Here is a 21,964-nt window from a genome sequence, read left to right on the forward strand (position 1 = left end):
TCGTCAAATTCATGGCTTTAAAAACTTTACTATTTTTGAATTGTAAAATTTTATTTTATTGATCCAATAATATCATATTTGGTAATAATATGGTGATTTCCATTCTCTAATTCAATCAAAACGGCTTCATTTTCTTTTGTAAATAATCGAGAAACTTCTTCTATTGGAGTTCCAAATTTCACTATTGGAAATGGTTTTCCCATAACTTCTTTTATAGGCTTATCAGCAACATTTTTATCGGCAACATAACTTTGGAACAAATCACTTTCATCAACAGAACCTACAAAACCCGTAACATCAATGACCGGAATTTGAGAAATTTTGTATTTACGCATTCTTTCTATAGCGTGCGAAACTAATTCCTCGGTACGAACTACAATCAATGGTTTATCGATATGATCTTTGATAACATCCTCAGCTTTTGTAATTTCTTCGTCTAGAAAACCACGTTCACGCATCCAGTCATCATTGAACATTTTACCTACGTAACGGCTTCCTGAATCATGGAATAAAACAACCACGACATCTTCAGGTTTAAAATGTTCTTTGAGTTGTAACAATCCTTTTATCGCCGCTCCGGCTGAATTCCCTACAAATATTCCTTCTTCAAGTGCAATTTTACGGGTATAAACCGCTGCATCTTTATCCGTTACTTTTGTAAATCCGTCAATCAAAGAAAAATCAACATTTTTTGGGAGAATATCTTCTCCAATCCCTTCAGTGATATACGAATAGATTTCATTTTCATCAAAAATTCCTGTTTCATGGTATTTTTTAAATACAGAACCATAGGTATCAATTCCCCAGATTTTAATGTTTGGATTTTTCTCTTTCAAATATTTAGCTACGCCAGAAATTGTTCCGCCAGTTCCTACTCCAACAACAAAATGAGTGATTTTACCTCCTGTTTGCTCCCAAATTTCCGGACCCGTTTGTTCGTAATGCGCGATAGCATTTGAAGGGTTATCGTATTGATTCACATACCAAGAATTAGCCGTTTCTTTGGCTAATCTTTTGGAAACCGAATAGTAAGAACGCGGATCCGTTGGCTCAACATCTGTAGGACAAACCACTACTTTAGCTCCTACTGCTCGAAGGATGTCCATCTTTTCTTTCGACTGTTTATCTGAAATTACACAAATAAGCTTATATCCTTTTATGATGGCTACTAATGCCAATCCCATTCCTGTATTCCCGGAAGTTCCTTCAATAATAGTTCCACCTGGTTTTAATCTTCCGTCAGCTTCGGCATCTTCAATCATTTTTACTGCCATTCTATCCTTTACGGAATTTCCTGGGTTAAACGTTTCTACCTTAGCAAGTACCAAAGCATCTACTTCTGCAGTCACTTTATTCAGTTTCACTAATGGTGTATTTCCTATTGTTCCTAATATGTTTTCTGCGTAGCGCATTTTTTTTGTGAATTTAAGATTGTAATTTGTTGTAAATACTACCACAAAGATAGTATTTTGTTATAAAAATATCATCGTTTACGGAATTTTGCGTTAGTGATGGTAGCGACATCCTTTACTTGCTTCCTTTAAGCAAGTAAAGATAAAGCGGACAGCACGGGAAACGCCCAAGAAAATAGCATTTAAAGGCAATACAACTATCAGAAATTAATTAAAGAAGTTCCAAATTAATCCGAATCGAATCGTGAAATCACGCGATGGATTATTTGGTGAAGAATAAAAATTATTACCCGTAAGCGAAGAATTAAGATGTTCTGCTTTGAAATAAATACGTGTTCTTTGAATCTTTGCGTTTATAAAAAAGTCAAAGTTTGGATGATTTCCAATTTGTTTATCCTTTTGAACAAAAAACTCTCCTGCCACAGGATTATAATCATTGGCGTAATAGCTCGAAAAGTAATTTAGCGAGATGCCTGTTTGAAAAAATAAGGCTTTTTTAAACAAATGATTCGAGTAATAAAATGTGTTTCTTGTAACTATTTCTGGAACATTTAAAATCGCATCTTGCTGCTCTACTTTTTGATATAAAATAGTATTGTCTAGAGCAAAATTTCCAAATCTCAATTCTCTACTTACTTTTACTGACAAGTAATTTATGGTCCCATCATATTGTGACGGAGCCACTATTTGTGTTTTTGCTAGCGCTTGTTCAGAGCTTGACTTATCATTAAAATACAAATGATCTTTTAAAACTGAAAATTGCACTTCTGCATCTACCCATGGAGTAATTGCATTTGCGCTAATTGAATTTATTTTTTCGTTCTTGAAATCATTTGACCAATTGTACTGAACGTAACTACTTTGATGTAGATTGTAATTACTATTTGGCAGTTTATTTATATTTTGATACTGAAATGAGAATTGTGTTTCATCATTAAAATCATATTCTAATTTAGCATCAAGATTTGACAATGACTGCGCCGTTACTGATCTTGAGTATAAAAATTTACCATTCCATTTATTTTTTCTATATTCATATTGACCACCAACACTATTAATTTCCTGACTGAATGAACTTGGTATCACATTTTGATTATCAAAAATTAATATCTGGTCGTAATAATAATTCGATCTAAAATCATCTGCAAAAAACTGGAATTTACCTAAAATAGCATTCTCATAAACCAGCCCAACTCTATTATACATTTTATTATAACGCGTTTGGTCATTTATCCCGCTATTTTTAAAAGATTCGCCAAATCTATATACAATTGTGTTACCTACTGTTGATGGAACGGTAGCTTGGTTGTATTCGAAAAATTTATTTTCATAATTAAACTGATGGGTTAAATACAGGTTGTTATTCCCTTTTTCTGAATTTATCCTGAAATTATGGTCCAGAAATATTCTTTTACCTTTAAGAAAGGACTTCGCGTCTGAAAAATAAACTTCAAATCTTTGGCGATTATTGTAGTTTGGATCTTCACTTTCGAAATCATCTATTGTTGTTATTCCACCATTTTCCTCATTCAAAATATCTTGAAAAGTATAATGTGCTTTAGCGAAATAGCGTTTATTCTTGGTGTTATAACTAGTGGTGAATCTAAAATTACCTGTACTGGATAACTGATTGATATATTCCCCTTCTGAACGCAAACCTTTGTATGCAATAGAAAAATTAAGATTTTCAGAAGTATTCAAGGTTATAAATGCATCTACAGATTGTCCTTTTCTAACAGTAGTTTTAAAATACAATTCGGTCACAGGAGTAGCTACAGAACTGTACCTTATTTGGTTTACTTCTAAAAAATTGAAATGTTTTGCTTTAAAACCAAATTCCGGATAGGGTGAAAAATCGGTTAAACTATACTGCAGAGTATTATAGGTTTGCCCATCATTTGCAAAAGGCAAAAGTCCAAAAATATCTTTACGCAAATAATTATGACTATATTCCTTTTGAATAGTCAGCGAAGTATCTATGAAAGTTGTATCATTTTCGATTGTAATAAAACGATACATGTCAATGGTGGCGATTTTTTCACTTATCTTTTTAATCGAATCAGAACTATTATATTTATTATCAACTCTCAAGTTTTGAATCTTTTTTTCTTGAGAAAATAATAGTGCCGAAAATGTTAAGAAACAAAACAAAAATAATATTCTCATTTGAAAGAAATGTAATTAGTCGATTAAAAAAATAATCAAACAAAGATATAGTAAATAAATAAAAAAAAGAGCTAGAGTTACGTCAAACTCGTTTTTAGAATTTAGATAAAACTTAATTATCTATTTGTATACAATGACTCCGCTAAAAAATTAATCAATATTATTATCAAATCTTAATTTTTATTTAAATAACAATGAAATAAAAGAGCATAGTCTCTTTAACATCCACAATTAACCTGAATTTAATGAGCTAAATATGAATTTAACAACATAAAAAAAAGTTGCAAGAAATAAATCTTGCAACTTTTATAAATATTCTGATTAAATAATCATTGTTGTCTGCTTAGGACATTAACTTATTATTAGTAACCGTCATTTTGCTGTATATCAGCATTCCCATTTACCTCAACTTGTGGAATTGGCAAAGCAAATTTGAAACTTGTCAAAGGTAAGTTCGATGGATTAGCCGCTGGAAAACTCCAAGCACTTGATGCATACTCAGAAGCATCTCTTTCTAAAGAAGCACCTGCTAGAGTACCAATACGTTTTAAATCAATAAATCTAAAACCTTCAAAAGATAATTCCTTTCTTCTTTCATCCAAGATACCTTTCCATGCAGCTTGCGGATTAGCAAATACAGGAGCTAGTTGTGCCGTTGGGAAACGAGCATCTAATATTGCTTTCAAATTCGTACCAACACCAACTAAATCTCCAGCAGCTGCTCTCGCCTCGGCTCTAATAAAGTACATTTCTGATAGTCTAGACACCATAAAGTCTGGATTAAAACCATTTGTTGCAGTAACAGCAGATTGTCCGCCATGTTTTTGTAAAACAATAATATCAGTATTTCTGACATCTGCAGAAGTAGTGTAATTAGGATCAATTAAAGATGAACTTGTACCATTTAAGAAAACAGTAGTATTTAGCCTGTAATCCCCTGAAACAGCAGTAAGTTTATTATATAATGATCTACTTACTTCATAAAATGGAGAACCATTTCTTCTATTTGCTATAGAAACCCAACCGTTGTTTAAGTTTGTACCTTGCCCATTTTGTTGTACAGTTCTTCTTAATCTGAAAATAACCTCTGTATTCACTGGCTCATTGTGCGTATGGAAAACAGCATCATATTGAGCCTGAGTATTAGCCAATGAAATTCCTGACGTAGTAATCACAGTATTAGCAAAAGTTTCTGCATTAGGATAATCTCCTTTTAGTGCGTAAGCACGTGCTTTTAGCGCTTGAGCTAAAGCTTTTGAAGGATAATACGTTTTGTTAGGATAGGCTGGAGCTGTATTAGCATTAAAAATACCTATAGCAGCATCTAAATCAGCATGAATTAAGGCATAAAAATTAGCATTTGTAGTCCTTTGTGGTTTCTCCGTAGTAAGTATAATTCTATCCGCTAAAACTCCAGCTAACGCAGCATCATCCTTAGGATTAGGAGAAAAATAAGATAATATCTTAATGTGTGCTAATGCTCTTAACACTAAAGCTTCCGCTTTTGACCTATTAATAAGTTGCTGATTAGCAGGACTAGTTGCAACCACTTTATCAGCAAAAGCAATAACACGATTAATTCTTGCTAAAGCAAAGTATTGTGATTGCCAAATAGCAGCGGCTGAACCATTACTAACATTCATTAAAAACACATAATCTGTAGTGATACCTTGACCACCGTTTTGAGATCCAGGAGCAGCTTCATCAGTAAAAATAGAGCTAAAAACGTAATCTGCTCTATTAGTCAATATATTCATTGATGAATTTACCAAATTGACTAAATCACTACTCTTAGTTATAGCCACTTCTTCGGTAAGAGAACCGGGAGTGAAAGGCTCCAACAACTCATCTGAGCACGAAACAAAAAGTGTCAATGATACTATTAATATTCCAAATATTTTCTTCATAATTTTTCTAATTAAAATTTAACATCTACACCGAAAGTGTACAATCTTGGAGTTGGGTATTGATATACATCGTTAGTTCTGCTACTTTCAACATCAAAACCATTCCATTTAGAGAAAGTTAATAAGTTTTCTCCTTGTAAGGAGAATGACACTGCAGTCATAAAAGTACCCTTTAAGAATTTTTGAGGAACATTGTAACCTACTTGTACATTTCTCATACGAATATAAGAAGCATCTTTAAGGAAACGATCTGACTCATCACCTAACCCTAAATTACCAGCATTTAATGAAGGAACATCCGTATTTGTATTTGTTGAAGTCCAAGCATTTAATAAATCATCAGTTACATTAAATTGACCAATATTTCCTACGGAATATAGGTTGTCTAAATCGTAATCAAAACGAGCTACATCATATGCAAATGTAAATAATGTAGAAGCATAAAATCCTTTAATGCTGAAATCAAAACCAAAACCACCTTGGTACTTTGGTAAATTATTCACACCTGCTCTTCTTTTATCTGCTTGAACTGGATTTTCTGTTGGATTCCCAGCTGCATCTTCAAATAATAGGTTTCCATTTACTTGATTTACTCCTAAATATTTGTATACAAAAGGTTCGTTTATTCCACCACCATTCTCACTAACAAAAAGTCCACCACCTGAAAATATCTGTCCAGCACCTCCAATATTAGATACCAGATTTGTGTTACGTGAACCGTTAGCTTTAATCGTTAAAGATATTTCTTTATCTTGATTTCTAATGATATCATAAGCCAAATTTAACTCTATACCTTTGTTGGTAACTGTTACATCAGCATTTTGAGTTAAAGTTGCTGCACCAGAAGTTGAAGTAATCGGATTTTCTAAAAACAATTGAGAAGTTCCTCTATTATAATAATCAGCTGCTCCTCTAAGTCTCCCTTTAAACATTTCAAAATCTAATCCAGCATTCCATTGCGTAGTTGTTTCCCATTGTAATGGTGGAAAACCAAAAGTAATTCCATAACCTGTCCCACCATTATAAGCATTATTTGCAATACTATAAACATCAGTAAAACGAGGTGGCTGAATACCTGCAAAAACAGTACCAGTAACAATTCTTTGATTCCCTACAGTTCCATAAGACCCTCTCAATTTCAATACATCTATAAAAGAAACATTATCCATAAAAGCTTCCTCGTCAAGATTCCATCTACCTCCTACAGAATAAAAAGTACCCCATTGTTTCTCCTCAACAAATCTAGAAGAACCATCTCTTCTTACGGATCCAACAATACCATACTTATCCTTGAAGTCATAATCAAACGAACCAAAATAAGATATCAAATCATTTCTAAGATTAGACGCTGAAACTTGAGGTACATAAAAATCATTAGTACCAGTATCAGCTGCATATCCAGCTCCTGTATTAGGAACAAAGATACCCGCAATTAAACCTCTTTGTCTAATATTGTTAGTATAAGCACGAGAGTGATTGTATTCCATGTTCGCATTAACATTGAATGTATGATCGCCAAGCGTTTTACCGTAATTTATTTGCCATAAATTGTTAAAATACCACTCTTTTCTTGAGTTTATGTCCTCAAAACCGGTAAAAGTTTGTCCTGCAGCTTGGAACAACAATGCGTTGAAAGAGTTTGGAAACTCAGATTGAAAAAATCTAGTTTCTAATAATTGACCATTTAACCTACTACGAAGTACCAAATCCTTGGTAATATCATATGAAAAATCTGTAGCAACATCAACACGTACCTCATCAGTTTGGTTTTTGTATTGTTGCAATTTATCAACTAACATAATAGGAGTTGCCAATAAACCTGGAGTGTTATTATAATAATCCAATGCAGATTGAGGACCGGTATAAATACTTGGAGAAACATAAGGAGCTGATATGAAAGCACCTAAGACATAATTTCTATTAATAGCACCTTCACCTAAAGTAGTTGCTTCATTGTTTTTACTGAAACCAAATGAAGTGTTAACTTGATATTTAAACCTTTCGTTTGAAGATCTACCATTGATATTATTTCTTAGTGTAAATCTCTTTAAACCAGTTGTGGCTAAAATACCTTGTTGCTCAAAATAACCCAAAGAGGTATAAGAACTAATATTTTGACTACTGTTCTCAACAGCTATGTTGTGTGAAGTTGTATTTGATTGATTAAAGAAATAATCAACCCAGTCTGTATTGATGTCATACGCTGCTATTTGAGCATCGGTTAACGTAGCTCCCAAACCAGAACCGAAATTTTGTTCAATCTTTAATAACTGCTTAGAGTTAGCATAACTGTATTTTGGTTTTTGTAATTCTCCAACACCATACTGAGAGCTTGCTCTAAACGTAGTTTTAGACTCTCCAAATTTTGCTCTTCTAGTTCTAATAACAATAACACCATTTGACCCTCTGTTACCATACTCAGCGATTGCCGCAGCATCTTTCAATACAGAAGTAGACTCAATGTCATTAGGGTTGATAGAACGAAAGTTGTCACTGTTTGACGGAAAACCATCAATCACATACAAAGGATCTGAGTTACCTGTAATAGTACCTACCCCTCTAATAACAACCGTTGATTTTGCTCCAGGTTGACCAGTACTAGCTGTAATGTTAACCCCAGCTAACTGACCTTGAAGCGTGTTAATAGCGTTTGCGTTTGGTCTATTTTCAATAGTTTTACTGGATACAGTAGCATCTGAAACAACAGCTTTCTTTTTAGTCACTGTTCTATATCCTTGAACTACTACCTCAGCTAAGACCTTAGCATCACTTTGCATTGATACATTAATGGAATTTGAAGCGCCAACTGTTTTTGACGATTGAGTCATCCCCACGAAAGAGAAAACTAAAACATCACCTGTTTTTGCTTTGATAGCATACTTACCATCAAAGTCAGTTTGTACTCCAGTCTTAATACCTTTAATTAAAACGTTTACACCAGGAATAGGACCTGAAGCATCAGAAACGACACCTGTAATAGTTCTTTCTTGTGCAAATGCAAATTGCATGGACAATGCCAATAGCAATGAAAAAATCCATTTGAATTTTGATCTCATATTAATTTGTTTTGAATTAGTTATTTTACAAAAATCATAATAATTTCTTAAAGAAACAAATTTTTACAAAAATTAACACAATCAACATTTGTTAATTTTTTCACTCAAAACATCAGGTTCCTTCATCATTTTTCATATTCAAACCACATTGTTTACAAATATCATTACAGATGATTATGTTTTTATTAAAATTAATTTAATTCAAAATCACTTTACATTAACATAACATTTAGAAAAAAAAAAACAACCTATACATCAACCGAAAATAGTCATAAATAGAAGCTAAAAACAAATCTACAATATCACCAATTAGCATCGAAAAGAATCATTAAATTAAAAAGGCAGACAACAAATAACAAACTCTTTTTTTTTACAAAGATGTGACTTGAGTAATAATTAAACCGTGAACTTTAGGAGACTCAAAAAATAAATGCATTTGATTAGAGGACATTAAAAAACAGTTGTAAAAAAAATATTGCACCTCTTTAAATGCTAATTAAGTTAATTAAGTTCAGTGTTGACGTGCCGTAACAACTTAATTACATATTCTATAAACTACAAATAATCTCTTAATGAATACGAATTTGTTGAGCACTTAAAGTTTAGAATTGAATTTAAATTGTAGAATAAGTCCAAAAAAAACAAAGTAACCGTAAGTAATTTAATTAACACATAAAGTAACTTCATGCAAAACATCTTATAAATACACCTCTAAAACTTTAAAAACACATGAAAAACCTCCATTATTTGCTTTTGCCACAACATCAACTACCGGAAAAATAGAGTGTTTTTTACTAACTCTGAATATCAGCTCAACAAGTTTCTCCCAAAGAAAATAGACCCAACTTTATTTCAATACAGTACTTAATTATTTAAAAGAAAAACTTGTCACATATAAATCGTTGGACTAGAAGCTATAGAATTATACCTTATATAATTTGCACCTAAAAAAATTAAAATATTTGATTTAACTAAATTCTAGATGCGGTAAAAATTAGTTTCTTATATTGCTTTAACATATATTTCTTACATAAATTACCATGCTAAAATAAAAAAACTACTTCTTTATGTTAAAAAAGAAGTGCTTGCTGATTTGATAAAGTGAACAAACTTCTTATTTAGAAAATTTTTAATTAAAGTCGCCTTAAAAAGATTAAAATTATAAAATAAAAGATGAGCTATTTCCCTTTCTTTTTAACCCAAAAAAAAACAGTAGTAAACATAAGTTCACTACTGTTTTAAAACTGTACTTTATTTATTATTAATCCTCTATCACTTTTTCAGGAATAGACAATTTAATAACCAGGATTTTGCTGTGCTTTTAAAGTTGGGTTTGAATTTGTTTCTAATATCGGTATTGGCCATATAAATTTAAAGTCTGCATAAGGAATCGCATTCACAGTTAATGCTCCAGCATAAGGCGTTCCTAATGCATAAGCAGGTGCTGCAAGAGCTAAACTTGAAAATCCACCATTTGCTACTTTTGCAGGTATACCCACAATTGGAGCTAAGTCATCATTTTGCAACCTGCTAATATCTGGCCATCTACGCCCCTCCATTACAAATTCAATTCTTCTTTCTACTAAAATGGCTCTCAATAATTCTACATTGTTAGCAAATGACGTAGCAGTATAAGATTGAGTTACTGGTGCTGCTAACGAACGATTTCTAACTGAGTTCAATCGTGCTAATCCATTAACCAAATCATTTTGCCTAGCATAAGCTTCAGCCATATTTAATGCAACTTCCGCATATCTTATAATAGGTGAAGCGTCTGTCTTATTTACACCATCTTTATACTTTTTAGTAAATTTAGTTCCAGGATAGTAACCAGTCACTCCAGTTACAATCATTGTTCCTTCTGCTCTACGTTTATCATCAGATAACCAACTTGGATTTCTCCAAATTATTGGACTGATCGCTACTAGACCTCTACCATTTGAGGCAGCTGGAACTGGAGGGTGATACATACTTGCTAATGCACCGTTTGGTCCAGGATTATTTACTGCACTTTGAGCAAGAGAGAAAATTGACTCTGTATTGCTTAAGTTACTCGAAAAAGGAGTATCTGGGTTAGCCGTAATTGTATACAATCCATTTAGTTTAATTCCTTCTGAAATTACCTTATCCCAACGACGCATGTGCAAATATACTCTAGTTTTGTAAGCGATTGCTGCTTCTTTAGTTATTCTCTCAATTTTAGCGGTACCCGCTCTAGCGCTTTTTGACGCAGTTAAAGTTTCCGCATCATCAAGGTCTTTCAAAATTTTAGTATAGCACTCAGCTACGGTATTTCTACCTTGTGTTAAGCTTATGTCAATGTTTGTTTTTGTGTTATTAGGGATTTCTCTGTAAGGAATCCCAGGATTATTACCTCCATTATCTTGGAATGGTCTTGCATGATGAATTAATATTTCATTGTGTGCAATGGCTCTAAAAAACTTGGCCTGTCCTATGTAATCATCAGCAACTGCTTGAGTAATGGTACCCGCTTGTAATGCATTAGTAACTCCTTCAATTATTATGTTAGTTCTGTTGATTAAACGATATCCATCTGCCCAATAGAAAGTATTGTTAGCGGTAGTAGTGTCATAAGTCCCTGTGTAAGTTAATTGGTAAAAAGTAGCTAAGTTCACAGCGTCTTCACCTCTATTATCTCCTTGTTGCACAAATGCAGCACCAAAAATATAGCCTCTCGGATTTCCACCATTAAAGTCTCCTAGTGCAGCCGCATTGTACATACCAGTTACAGACAGCTCAATTAAAGCTGGAGTTGTGAAAGCAGCAGTTTCGGAGATACTGTTAAACGGTTCTAGTTCGATGGTTTTTTCCTCGCTACATGACGTGAATAACGTAGTTGTCAAAAATACTGAAGCTAATAATTTTGAACCCCAACTATTTAAGAATTTATTTTTATTTTTCATCTTATTTATTTTTTGAATTAGAAACTAACATTTAGCCCCATTGTAAATATTGTCGTTCTTGGAGTTCCATTTAAATCTACTCCTCCAATTTCCATTTCTGGATCTAAACCTTTATACTTAGTAATTACAAGTAGATTTTGTCCTTGTACATAAAATCTAAATTTATCGATGTTTAATTTTTCTATAAAGTTTCTACCAAAACTGTAACCAAGCGTTATATTATCAAGCTTTACAAAGTCACCATTTTCTAAGAATCTAGTTGATGCTTGATTTATGTTAATAAAAGTTTCTCTGTCATCTCTAAGCCTTGGTGTCCATCCATCTCCAGGATTTGCAGCACTTTGCCATCTACCAAGAATCTCAGTACTGTTATTGTTAAAGTTTTGTCCTAAACCTTCTCTTCTTGTTGAATTGAAAATTTTATTTCCTCCACTAAAACGAAACATGAAAGTAAAATCTAAATTTTTATATTTCATTGTGTTTATAATGGACCCAAAGTAAGTAGGAAGTACGTTACCTATTATGCTTTTGTCTGCTGCTGTTAACGATGATGCGACAGAGATATCAGTTGGATTGGCTGGATTAAAAACCCTGTAAGCTTGAGTGTCAATATTTCCTTGAACTAAAGATCCGTCGCTTTTGTAGTATACTGGATTTCCGTTTGCAGGATTCACTCCGAAATATTTAAATCCAAAAATAGAGTTCGGCGATTCTCCTTCTCTTAGTAAATTGTCACCAGATAAGATGTCTTGCCCATTAACCAATGTTACGACTTCACTTTTAACAAATGAGACGTTAGCGTTGATGTTCCAAGTAAATTTGTCACCTCTAAAAGCATCAAAATCTAAAGATAATTCATGTCCAGTATTTCTCAAAGCTCCAATATTTTGAGATATTGAGTTACCTGGTACACCTAAAGAAATTGGCTGTGGCACTGCTAAAATTAAACCATTCTGATTATTAATGAAGTAGTCATAAGTTAATTTTAAGCGATTACTAAATAAACTTAAATCAACTCCGTAGTCTGTTTTTAGAGATGTTTCCCATTTTAATTGATCGTTTCCTGCTTGTGAATAAGCGATACCGTTATAATCTGCATATTTTGCATTATTATATAATCCTAGATAAGGATAGTTACCTATGTTCACATTTCCAACTTCAGCATAAGATGCTCTTAATTTAAAGTCAGAAACGATATTTTCTAGACCAGACATGAAGTTTTCCTTACTTACTGTCCAACCTGCAGATACCCCTGGGAAAGTTCCCCATTTGTTTGCAGTTGGTAATGAAGAAATTCCATCTGTACGGATCGAACCTTGTACAAAATATTTCTCTTTGTAATTGTAGTTCAATCTAGCTGCATAAGATATAATTCCATTTTCTGAAAGTGATCCTCCCGAAATTGGTGTCGTGTACGATCCAGAAATTACATTTTGGTTAAAGAATGTTGATGATAAACCATTACCACCAGCAAAGAAGTTACTTACTCTTTGTTGTTGCGCCTCATATATACCCGTCGCTGATACATTGTGTGATTCTCCAAATGTTTTATTATAAGATAAAACGTTTTGAACATTCCAACGCGTTAAGTTAGAAAAGTCATTTCGAATGAGTCCTGCTACACCAACTCCATCTCCATTAATAGGATTTAAGTAAGTAAACCCTTCAGTTCCTATTGCATCGACACTTGCTTGAGTTTTAAAGTTTACGCTGTTAGAAAATTTAATATTCGCGTACAAGCTTGCCAAAGTTCTATCTATTTTAGATCGTAAAACATTATTATCTAAAACATATCTTATGTTTGGTATGTTATTTGCAATTATTGAAAAATTTTCTCCTTGCCCTACAGACGGACCGCTTATGTTATAGCCAGTTGGATTTGTTGGGTCGAATACTGGTGTATTTGGCAGTTGTCTTGCTGCATTAAACATTAATCCAGATAAACTGTTTGTACCAACATTTAATCCTGTGTTTGTAGTTCTAGAAACAGCAATGTTTGTTCCTATTGTTAACCAAGGTCTAATCTTTTGATCAACATTTCCTCTAAGATTGTATCTTGTTTGCTCATTAGCTAGTGCTACACCCTCTTGATTGTTGTAACCCATCGAGAAGTAATAGCTTGTTTTATCTGTTGAACCAGATAAGGATAAATTGTGATCTACTTGTAAAGCACTTGATCTAAGAACAGCTTTTTGCCAATCAGTGTTGAAAGTAGTTCCGTTAGCCCATGCTGAAACTCCTCTGTTGCTTCTTTTCTCGTTCGAAATTGTTATGAAATCAGGTGTTTTTAATAAATCAAGGAATTTTACTGGTTGTAAAACTCCAATGTAAGTATTGTAATTTGCTGTAAATCTACCACCTTTACCTTTTTTCGTTGTAATTAAAATTACTCCGTTTGCCGCTCTAGACCCATAGATAGCTGTTGCTGATCCGTCTTTAAGAACTTCAGTTGATTCAATATCTGCTGGGTTGATATCACCTAACGCGTTTGTGTTAGCGTATCCACCTACATCGCCAGTAAAAATCGGCACACCATCTACCACTACTAATGGAAAAGTACCAGATGAAATAGATCCAACTCCACGGATACGTATTACAGGTGCTTGACCTAATACTCCAGAGTTAGTTGTAACTTGTACTCCGGCAGCTCGACCAGCAAGTTGCGATTCAAAACTAGGTGTAGCTAAATTTGCTATAGCACTACCCTTAATTGATGTAATAGAACCTGTTACGTCTTTTTTCTTTTGAGTTCCATAACCTACAACAACAACCTCTTCTAAGGTATTATCAGCTTGCGACATTTTAACATTAACTGTAGACGAAGCCCCAACATTTGCAGTCATATCTTTCATACCAACAAATGAAAACACTAAAGTTTCTCCACTACTAGCTTTGATGGAATATTTACCATCAAAATCTGTTTGAGCGCTTCTATTTGTTCCTTTAACAATTACATTTGCTCCTGGAATAGGTCCAGTAGCATCTGAAACTGTTCCTGTAACAGTTTTCTCTTGCGCAAATGCAAATTGCATTGACAATGCCAATAGCAATGAAAAAATCCATTTGAATTTTGATCTCATATTAATTTGTTTTGAATTAGTTATTTCACAAAAATCATAATAATTTCTTAAAGTAGCAAGTATTTCCCAGAATTAACACATTTTATTTTTGTTAAAATATCAAACCTAAAAGAAGATATAATATTAAAATTCTACCTGTGTGCATATTTTTTTACGAATAATTATACATAAAACTATATTTTTACCAAAATTGAAATAATGTTAAACACTTTTTTTTTAACACAATATTTAGAAACTGGAACTGACGAAGCGGGTCGTGGTTGCCTTGCAGGGCCAGTTACTGCAGCCGCTGTAATTCTGCCCTCTGATTTTCAAAATAGTACCCTAAATGACAGCAAACAACTGTCTGAAAAAGCGAGAGAAAAATTAAGACCTATTATTGAGCAAGAATGCATTTCATTTGCGGTAACCCATCTAGAGCCTTTGATAATCGATGAAATAAACATTCTGAATGCATCTATAAAAGCAATGCAGGAAAGCATCCTAAAATTAGACCCAAAACCGCTACATATTATAGTAGACGGAAATAGTCCGTTGATTCCTAAAAGCGGAATTAAAAACCGTGGAGGAAAGATTTTTACCGATGCTGAAATTGAAATCCTAAACTCAATCCCCAGCACTAGCATTATTAAAGGCGATTCCAAATACATGAGTATTGCAGCCGCTTCTGTACTGGCAAAAACATATCGTGATGAATATATGAATCGGATTCATGAGGAATACCCAATGTACAACTGGAAACAAAACAAAGGTTACCCTACCAAAGAACACCGAGAAGCAATTCGGATCTACGGAGTTACAAAATACCACCGAATGACATTTCGCTTATTGCCGGAACAGTATACTTTTGATTTTTGATTGTAGATTAATGATTTTTGATTACAGATTTCTCAAACTTAGCTTCAAAAAGAATAGAGAAATGTTTCAGGATTTTTTCTTTGACTTCTTCTTCATTAACTTTTTCTACGCCAAGTTCTACGTTTAATGAAGTTACCGCTTTACCGCGAATACCACACGGAATGATATTGTCAAAGTAACCCAAATCAGCATTTACGTTTAAAGCAAACCCGTGCATGGTTACCCAACGGGAAGCGCGAACACCCATAGCACAAATTTTTCTTGCAAATGGAGTTCCTGCACCTAGCCAAACTCCGGTTTCACCTTCGCTTCTGCCGCAAGCAATTCCATATTCCTCAAGAGTAAGAATAATGGCCTCTTCCAGAAAACGCAAGTATTTATGAATATCAGTAAAAAAATTTTCTAAGTCTATAATTGGATACCCTACAATTTGCCCTGGTCCGTGATAAGTAATATCGCCACCACGATTGATTTTGTAGAAAGTTGCCCCTTTGGCTTCCAATTGCTTTTCAGATAAAAGCAAATTACTTAAATCACCACTTTTCCCCAAAGTATAAACGTGTGGATGCTCCACAAAAAGAAAGTAATTTGGAGTTTCTAAGTCGAGTTCTTCTCTGCGATTTCGAATTTTTAAATCAACAATTCCTTTAAACAATTCCTCTTGGTATTCCCAAGTTTCCTTGTAATCTTTGGTTTCTAAATCTTGAAGTTGGATGGTTTTATTCATTTGTCATTGCTAGGAACGAAGCAATCCTATTTCGTCCACTTATTTTTGAATTGCAAAGGTACAAAGTTTTTAAGAGAAGTTACAGAGAAGAAAAACTTCCAATTAAGTTACTCTAAAACAACTTCCAGATTCGTACTCTCAGGATTTACCAAACAATCCGCTATTAAAAATTGTAATTCCAATGATTTTCTATCTTCACTGATTTTTGCATTCGAATTGGATACTGACTTTATTTTTCTGGGAAAATGATACTTTAAAACATAAGGCTGTGTGATTTTGAATTTAGAAACTTGCGTTTTATAACCTTCAATCTTATCCTGCTGTTTTTTTAGCTCAACTGCATCGGTAACTTTCACTATTCTTTTAAAAAGACTTCCGTCAAAAACATAGTTTACACTATAATAATGTTCTTCGGCAACCAGTGCGTAATTGTTTTCTATATCATCCGCATATTCCTCGGTTTTGTATAAATCGGCAACATTTTCTATTTTACTGAAGTTTTGAGTGATTGTTGTGCGGAATTCTTTCTCGAAAGAACTTTTCTTAATATGTACTTTTACCGAAGTAAATTTTTTAAAAATTGCTTTTTCAAACGCTGGCAATCTGGAAAAAGTTTCGGAATGTTTTGTTATCAAATCCTCAAAAACATAAGTGGTATCTCTAAAAATTTCTTCTTTGGAGTAGTTTTCACCCGCTAATTGCATATAACTGTGTTCATCGCGAAGTGATACCGTTTCTATTTTTCCGGTTCCGTCTTCGTTTAAATATATGGTTTCTGTGACTTGGCAACTTGTTAAAAAGAATACTAAAAGTAGTAAAGCGTATTTTTTCATTTGGTAATTCAGAGTATTTATTGGTTTTCAAATATACATGATTTGTACTATTTTTCATGATGTTTTGAAAAAGAAAAAATAGTTAAATAGCCCCGATAGTCCCGAAGCTTCGGGAGGCATCCTTTTTTTCTTGTTTTTTATTCAACAAGAAAAAAAGATAGAACGAATAGCGGGACAAGTTGTCTTGAAAAACAAAATTATCTGCTTCAAAAAACTAAAACCCTTTATGCATTGCTGTCTTTGCAACTTTAGAACTTATATAGTATCTTTGCGCTCTTAAAATCAGAATATAATGGCATTATCCGAACAAGAAACTCTACGTAGAGAAGCACTTACAGAATTACGCAATTTAGGCATCGAACCTTATCCTGCAGCCGAATTTATCACAACCGCATATTCTAGCGAAATCCTTGCTGATTTCGAGAAGTACGAAGGAAAAGAGGTTGTTTTAGCAGGTCGTTTGATGGGTAAACGTATCATGGGAAAGGCCTCATTTGCAGAATTGAAAGATGCTGAAGGACGTATTCAAGTATATGTTTCCAGAGATGATATTTCGACTGATGAAGAAAAAACAATGTACAATGTAGTTTTCAAAAAACTATTGGATATTGGTGATTTTATTGGGGTTCGTGGGACAGTTTTTAAAACGCAAGTGGGTGAAATCTCGGTTCATATTTATGGATTGACGGTTTTGTCTAAAGCTTTAAAACCACTTCCTGTTGTAAAAACAGACGCCGATGGAAAAACGCATGATGCTTTTGCTGATCCGGAACAAAGATACCGCCGTCGTTATGTGGATTTAACGGTGAACGATCACGTAAAAGAAACATTTATTAAAAGAACAAAATTGTTCAATGCAATGCGTTCTTTCTTTAATGATAAAGGATATTTAGAGGTAGAAACGCCTGTTTTACAACCGATTCCCGGTGGTGCTGCAGCGCGTCCTTTTATCACACACCACAACTCGCTTGACATGCCTTTATACATGCGTATTGCAAATGAGTTGTACTTAAAAAGATTGATTGTTGGTGGTTTTGAAGGAGTTTATGAGTTTTCGAAAAACTTTCGTAATGAAGGAATGGACCGTACGCACAACCCGGAATTTACCGCCATGGAAATATATGTAGCCTACAAAGACTACAACTGGATGATGAAATTTGCCGAAGATCTTTTAGAACATTGCGCTATTGCCGTAAATGGAACTTCAGAAGTGACTTTTGGAGAACATACCATCAATTTCAAAGCGCCTTACGCACGAGTTACAATGACTGATTCTATCAAACATTTTACAGGATTTGATATTTCAGGGAAAAGCGAAACAGAGTTATTTGACGCTGCCAGAGGCATGGGAATTGATGTGGATAAAACCATGGGTAAAGGAAAACTGATTGATGAGATTTTCGGAGCAAAATGTGAAGGAAATTATATTCAACCAACTTACATCACTGATTATCCAAAGGAAATGTCACCATTGTGTAAGCAACACCGTGACAATCCGGAATTGACAGAACGTTTTGAATTAATGGTTTGCGGTAAAGAAGTTGCGAACGCATATTCTGAATTAAACGACCCAATTGATCAAAGAGAACGTTTTGAAGACCAAATGAGATTGTCTGAAAAAGGAGATGATGAAGCCACCGGAATTATCGATGAAGATTTCTTGAGAGCGTTAGAATACGGAATGCCTCCAACATCTGGAATGGGAATTGGAATGGACCGATTGATTATGTATTTGACAAATAATGCTTCTATTCAGGAGGTATTATTGTTCCCGCAAATGCGACCAGAGAAAAAGCAAGTTCAAATTGAATTAGAAGAAGACGAAAAATTAATTATTGATCTTTTGAAAGTCAATGAAAACCAAATGGAATTTGGTCTTTTGAAAATAAAATCAGAATTGAGTGGTAAAAAATGGGACAAAGCCATGAAAAACTTATCTGCTTTAGGAATGACTGAAGTTGTCGTGAATGGCGATAGTAAAGCGTGTCGATTGAAAGAATAATTTATTTTATATCAGAATATTAAAAGGAGCTTCGTTATGGAGTTCCTTTTTTTATAGAATTAACTAAAAAATCACAGACGATACTTAATACGATGTAATCACATAAAAAAGCCGGCTCTAAAAAGAGCCAGCTTACTAATTCAAATAAAATCTTACGATTAAAATCCTAAACCAACAGTCATTGCTGTAGCTTGAATATTTATATCAGAAACTTTAGTTGCAGCACCCGTTACCATGTTAATACTGTATACAGAAGTAACACTGTTTACTTTCAATAAAGCAAAAGCAGTAGTACTATTTCCTCCAATATCAAATCCGCTATCAGCATCAACATTTACTCCTAAATTTCCAATAGCAACTAATGTCCCATTATTAGGTGGATCTTGACGAAATAACATATCCGTTTGTGAGTCAATTACAAATAAAGCTGTTGTAGTTGCGCCAGCAATATTATTTGTATAAGCAGCACCCGTTATAAATGGTGTTCCTGGATTTAAATTACCGTCAACTGCTACTACTGTTCCTAAATCTGGGTGTAAACGCAGGTTTTGACCTGTATTACTTACTAATCTTATTCTGTCCACTGTAGGATTAAAATCAAAACCAAAAGCAGTACCTGATAATCCAGGTATCAATGTAGATCCAACTAATGCTAATGCTCCGCTTGCAGTATTCACAGAAAACAATCTGCTTTGATTGGAGATTGCATACAATGCTCCATTTGCCGGTCTAAAATCTAAACCTACAATACTTTCGCTTGCAGCTAAACCAGTTAATGCTACAGAATTATTATTACCACTTGTAGGATTAAAACGAACCAACATATTTCCAGTAGTTGTTGCATAAGCGATTGGATTAGTCTTAAATGCTAAACTTATTACTGGAGCAGTGAATTTACCAACATCAACGGCTTTTCCTGTCGCTAAATCAATTGTATATAATGTGGATACATTAGCATTGTTTGTTACAGCAAGAGCAGTAGAATTATCCGCTAAAATATCCATGTCTCCTACACCTTGAAAGTTAACTCCTAAATCACCAACAAGTTGAAGCGTTCCGTCGTTAGGTGGCGTTTGCATGTATAATTTATCTTGTTCAAAATCAATATCATACAACATAGTTGCCGTAGCTCCCGCCATACTATTGGTATATGCTACAGCACCAATTTTGGCATTTACACCACCATTAATAAGACCATCAGTTACTACAACTGTTCCTAATTCTGGATGCAATCTTAAATTTTGACCTGAATCTGTTACCAAACGAATTCTATCTACTGTAGGATTAAAATCTAATGAGGCATTACCTCCCGCAAGTACAGGTGAGAAAGATCCTGCGCCTAAGGCTGTTGCAACTCCACTTTTTTCATTGATAAAGTAAAGACGGCTAGAGGAACCTAATGCATACAATTGTCCAGTTGCAGGTCTATAATCAATACTCACAATAGTCTCTGATGCAGCCAAACCAACAATTGGAGTAGTTGAAGTTGGAGTTCCTAAATTTCTCGCATTGAATGTAAGAATGGTATTATTACTCGCTAATGCCGTAAAATTTACATCCGGTGCCAAAACAGTTGGCATCGTCATTTCATTGTTATCGTCATCATTACATGAAATTGCAGTAAAAGATAACAGTGCTAGTCCAAAAATGGTAGCAAATCCTAAATTAAGTTTTTGTTTTTTCATTGTTTGTTTATTTAGTTATGTAATTACATACGAAGCGTGTTTCGTTATGGTTTTAGGATTTTGAAAAAAAATCAAAAAAAAACTAACTTAATCGAAACGGATTATACGAACACAAAAATCTTCAACTCACACGTTATAAAAATATTACGATCATTTTTAAAACATAATAGTGATAATTAAAAATTTATTTAAATTCTTTTTTTACTTTACAAACTATAGTTAAAGTTGACACTCCATCGATAATTTGCTTCAACATTACCACCAGTAAGGTTTTGATTTATAGGCAACATTGCATTAGCTCCAAAAGAAAGTCTTTCCTTCCCTACTTCGAAACCAACTTTCCCAAAAAAAACATCTCCGTTTGTATTTCTTAATTTTTGATTGTGCTGGTAATTGCTTTCATAGACTTCCCCTGCAAAACCTAGTTGCGGAACAATAGAAAAACTATTTTTCTCGTATAAATAGAAAAAAGTTCCTGCATAATTGAACTGATTCCCAAAACGGTAGTTCTTTTGATTTTCAGTTTTTATCACATAATTCAGCATGGAGTTCAAACCAAACTGCTTTCTTTTTACAACATATTCAGTTGCCAAAAGATAATCCCAACTTCCTGTTCCTACCTGAAAACTTGGATTTATACTTCCGGAATTCGCTTCATTGAACTTTCCGGTTGGCGCTTTTATTCCACCTCCCAATTGCAACGTATGTACCAAAAAAGTGCTGTCTTTATGGGTTTGATACAAGCGATACATCGCCAAAACGGTGATGTCACCAATTCCATTGATGCTTTTGTTACCGGTTGCGGTTTCTCTTTCATGAAAATGAAATGGCAATAATGCCGAAACCTGAACTGTTTCGCTAACAGGAATTCGGCCCCAAACCTGAATAGTGTTGAAGTTTTCTTTGTACCAAGGCGAATTGCTGTACAAACCATCCATGGATTTGTATTGTTGATTGAAATACCGAATTCCGACGAAATTAGTATTTAACATCGAGGCAAATCCCATGCTTCCGCCGCTGGCTGAGCAGCCGCAGGCATCACAAAAATCTTCTTCTTCAAGAAAGGAATGGTATTTTGTAAATGGATTTATAGTGTTTAAACTGTCTTTTTCGGTGGCGTTTGCCAATTGAAAAAGCAGTAGCAATAGTAGTGTGTATTTTTTCATGTTTGTTGTTTTTAGCCCTGATAGAAACGGAAAGCCCGGAGCGGAAAAAGCTTGTTTTTATTGTCCTGAAAAAGCGACCAAGGGAAGCTCTTTTTAAGACTTAGAAAAACGGCTTTTTTAGCGAGGACTTGTAGTGTACAGCAGGAAA

The 21,964-nt window shown here is 33.9% G+C and carries 12 protein-coding genes; 2 read left to right on the forward strand and 10 right to left on the reverse strand.

Translation table 11 applies throughout. The features are described 5' to 3' along the window. Window positions 1-50 precede the first annotated feature (50 nt). The 6 genes from QLS65_RS01060 to QLS65_RS01085 form a co-directional block, all read right to left on the reverse strand. Window positions 51-1,412, reverse strand: a complete 1,362-nt coding sequence (locus QLS65_RS01060) for a pyridoxal-phosphate dependent enzyme (RefSeq protein ID WP_282710522.1) — start codon at window positions 1,410-1,412, stop codon at window positions 51-53. A 207-nt stretch (window positions 1,413-1,619) separates the two neighbouring features. After that, complete coding sequence (locus tag QLS65_RS01065; RefSeq protein WP_282714672.1) at window positions 1,620-3,578, reverse strand: putative porin; 1,959 nt, start codon at window positions 3,576-3,578, stop codon at window positions 1,620-1,622. 362 nt (window positions 3,579-3,940) lie between these two features. Then, window positions 3,941-5,485 carry a RagB/SusD family nutrient uptake outer membrane protein gene (locus QLS65_RS01070; RefSeq protein WP_282714674.1) on the reverse strand — a complete coding sequence of 515 codons (1,545 nt, stop codon included), beginning with the start codon at window positions 5,483-5,485 and terminating at the stop codon, window positions 3,941-3,943. A gap of 11 nt (window positions 5,486-5,496) precedes the next feature. After that, window positions 5,497-8,541: a SusC/RagA family TonB-linked outer membrane protein gene (locus tag QLS65_RS01075; RefSeq protein WP_282714676.1), complete on the reverse strand. Its 3,045-nt coding sequence runs from the start codon at window positions 8,539-8,541 to the stop codon at window positions 5,497-5,499. A gap of 1,295 nt (window positions 8,542-9,836) precedes the next feature. Beyond that, window positions 9,837-11,465, reverse strand: coding sequence for a RagB/SusD family nutrient uptake outer membrane protein (locus tag QLS65_RS01080; protein ID WP_282714678.1), 1,629 nt, complete (start codon window positions 11,463-11,465; stop codon window positions 9,837-9,839). Window positions 11,466-11,482: 17 nt separating this feature from the next. Beyond that, entirely contained in the window at window positions 11,483-14,545 is a 3,063-nt protein-coding gene (locus QLS65_RS01085) for a SusC/RagA family TonB-linked outer membrane protein (RefSeq protein ID WP_282710546.1), read from the reverse strand. Window positions 14,546-14,743: 198 nt separating this feature from the next. Between QLS65_RS01085 and QLS65_RS01090 the strand changes: the two genes are divergently transcribed. Then, a complete protein-coding gene (locus QLS65_RS01090; RefSeq protein WP_282714680.1) occupies window positions 14,744-15,403 on the forward strand; it encodes a ribonuclease HII in 660 nt (219 codons plus the stop codon). 7 nt (window positions 15,404-15,410) lie between these two features. Here the strand turns inward: QLS65_RS01090 and lipB are convergent, their stop codons facing one another. Together lipB and QLS65_RS01100 are read right to left on the reverse strand one after the other, a co-directional pair. Next, window positions 15,411-16,130 carry a lipoyl(octanoyl) transferase LipB gene (lipB, locus tag QLS65_RS01095; protein ID WP_282710550.1) on the reverse strand — a complete coding sequence of 240 codons (720 nt, stop codon included), beginning with the start codon at window positions 16,128-16,130 and terminating at the stop codon, window positions 15,411-15,413. A gap of 107 nt (window positions 16,131-16,237) precedes the next feature. Then, window positions 16,238-16,963 (reverse strand): hypothetical protein, encoded by a 726-nt coding sequence (locus QLS65_RS01100; protein WP_282710552.1) that lies wholly within the window; start codon window positions 16,961-16,963, stop codon window positions 16,238-16,240. 292 nt (window positions 16,964-17,255) lie between these two features. Here QLS65_RS01100 and lysS point away from each other — a divergent pair, with 292 nt between their 5' ends. Continuing rightward, a complete protein-coding gene (lysS, locus tag QLS65_RS01105) occupies window positions 17,256-18,965 on the forward strand; it encodes a lysine--tRNA ligase (RefSeq protein ID WP_282710553.1) in 1,710 nt (569 codons plus the stop codon). A gap of 158 nt (window positions 18,966-19,123) precedes the next feature. On the opposite strand, the gene QLS65_RS01110 is transcribed toward lysS, so the two are convergent. Then, window positions 19,124-20,650, reverse strand: coding sequence for a DUF4394 domain-containing protein (locus QLS65_RS01110; protein WP_282710555.1), 1,527 nt, complete (start codon window positions 20,648-20,650; stop codon window positions 19,124-19,126). A 206-nt stretch (window positions 20,651-20,856) separates the two neighbouring features. After that, the gene (locus QLS65_RS01115) at window positions 20,857-21,816 is read right to left on the reverse strand and encodes a transporter family protein (RefSeq protein WP_282710557.1); all 960 of its coding nucleotides are present in this window, start codon (window positions 21,814-21,816) and stop codon (window positions 20,857-20,859) included. Window positions 21,817-21,964: the final 148 nt, after the last annotated feature.

The organism is Flavobacterium algoritolerans (assembly GCF_030010385.1).
GTDB classification, from domain to species: domain Bacteria; phylum Bacteroidota; class Bacteroidia; order Flavobacteriales; family Flavobacteriaceae; genus Flavobacterium; species Flavobacterium algoritolerans.

Excerpts from the sequence above, each read along its gene's own strand:
- QLS65_RS01060 (WP_282710522.1), bottom strand. The coding sequence starts at position 1,412 with ATGCGCTACGCAGAAAACATATTAGGAACAATAGGAAATACACCATTA.
- QLS65_RS01065 (WP_282714672.1), bottom strand. The coding sequence starts at position 3,578 with ATGAGAATATTATTTTTGTTTTGTTTCTTAACATTTTCGGCACTATTA.
- QLS65_RS01070 (WP_282714674.1), bottom strand. The coding sequence starts at position 5,485 with ATGAAGAAAATATTTGGAATATTAATAGTATCATTGACACTTTTTGTT.
- QLS65_RS01075 (WP_282714676.1), bottom strand. The coding sequence starts at position 8,541 with ATGAGATCAAAATTCAAATGGATTTTTTCATTGCTATTGGCATTGTCC.
- QLS65_RS01080 (WP_282714678.1), bottom strand. The coding sequence starts at position 11,465 with ATGAAAAATAAAAATAAATTCTTAAATAGTTGGGGTTCAAAATTATTA.
- QLS65_RS01085 (WP_282710546.1), bottom strand. The coding sequence starts at position 14,545 with ATGAGATCAAAATTCAAATGGATTTTTTCATTGCTATTGGCATTGTCA.
- QLS65_RS01090 (WP_282714680.1), top strand. The coding sequence starts at position 14,744 with ATGTTAAACACTTTTTTTTTAACACAATATTTAGAAACTGGAACTGAC.
- lipB (WP_282710550.1), bottom strand. The coding sequence starts at position 16,130 with ATGAATAAAACCATCCAACTTCAAGATTTAGAAACCAAAGATTACAAG.
- QLS65_RS01100 (WP_282710552.1), bottom strand. The coding sequence starts at position 16,963 with ATGAAAAAATACGCTTTACTACTTTTAGTATTCTTTTTAACAAGTTGC.
- lysS (WP_282710553.1), top strand. The coding sequence starts at position 17,256 with ATGGCATTATCCGAACAAGAAACTCTACGTAGAGAAGCACTTACAGAA.
- QLS65_RS01110 (WP_282710555.1), bottom strand. The coding sequence starts at position 20,650 with ATGAAAAAACAAAAACTTAATTTAGGATTTGCTACCATTTTTGGACTA.
- QLS65_RS01115 (WP_282710557.1), bottom strand. The coding sequence starts at position 21,816 with ATGAAAAAATACACACTACTATTGCTACTGCTTTTTCAATTGGCAAAC.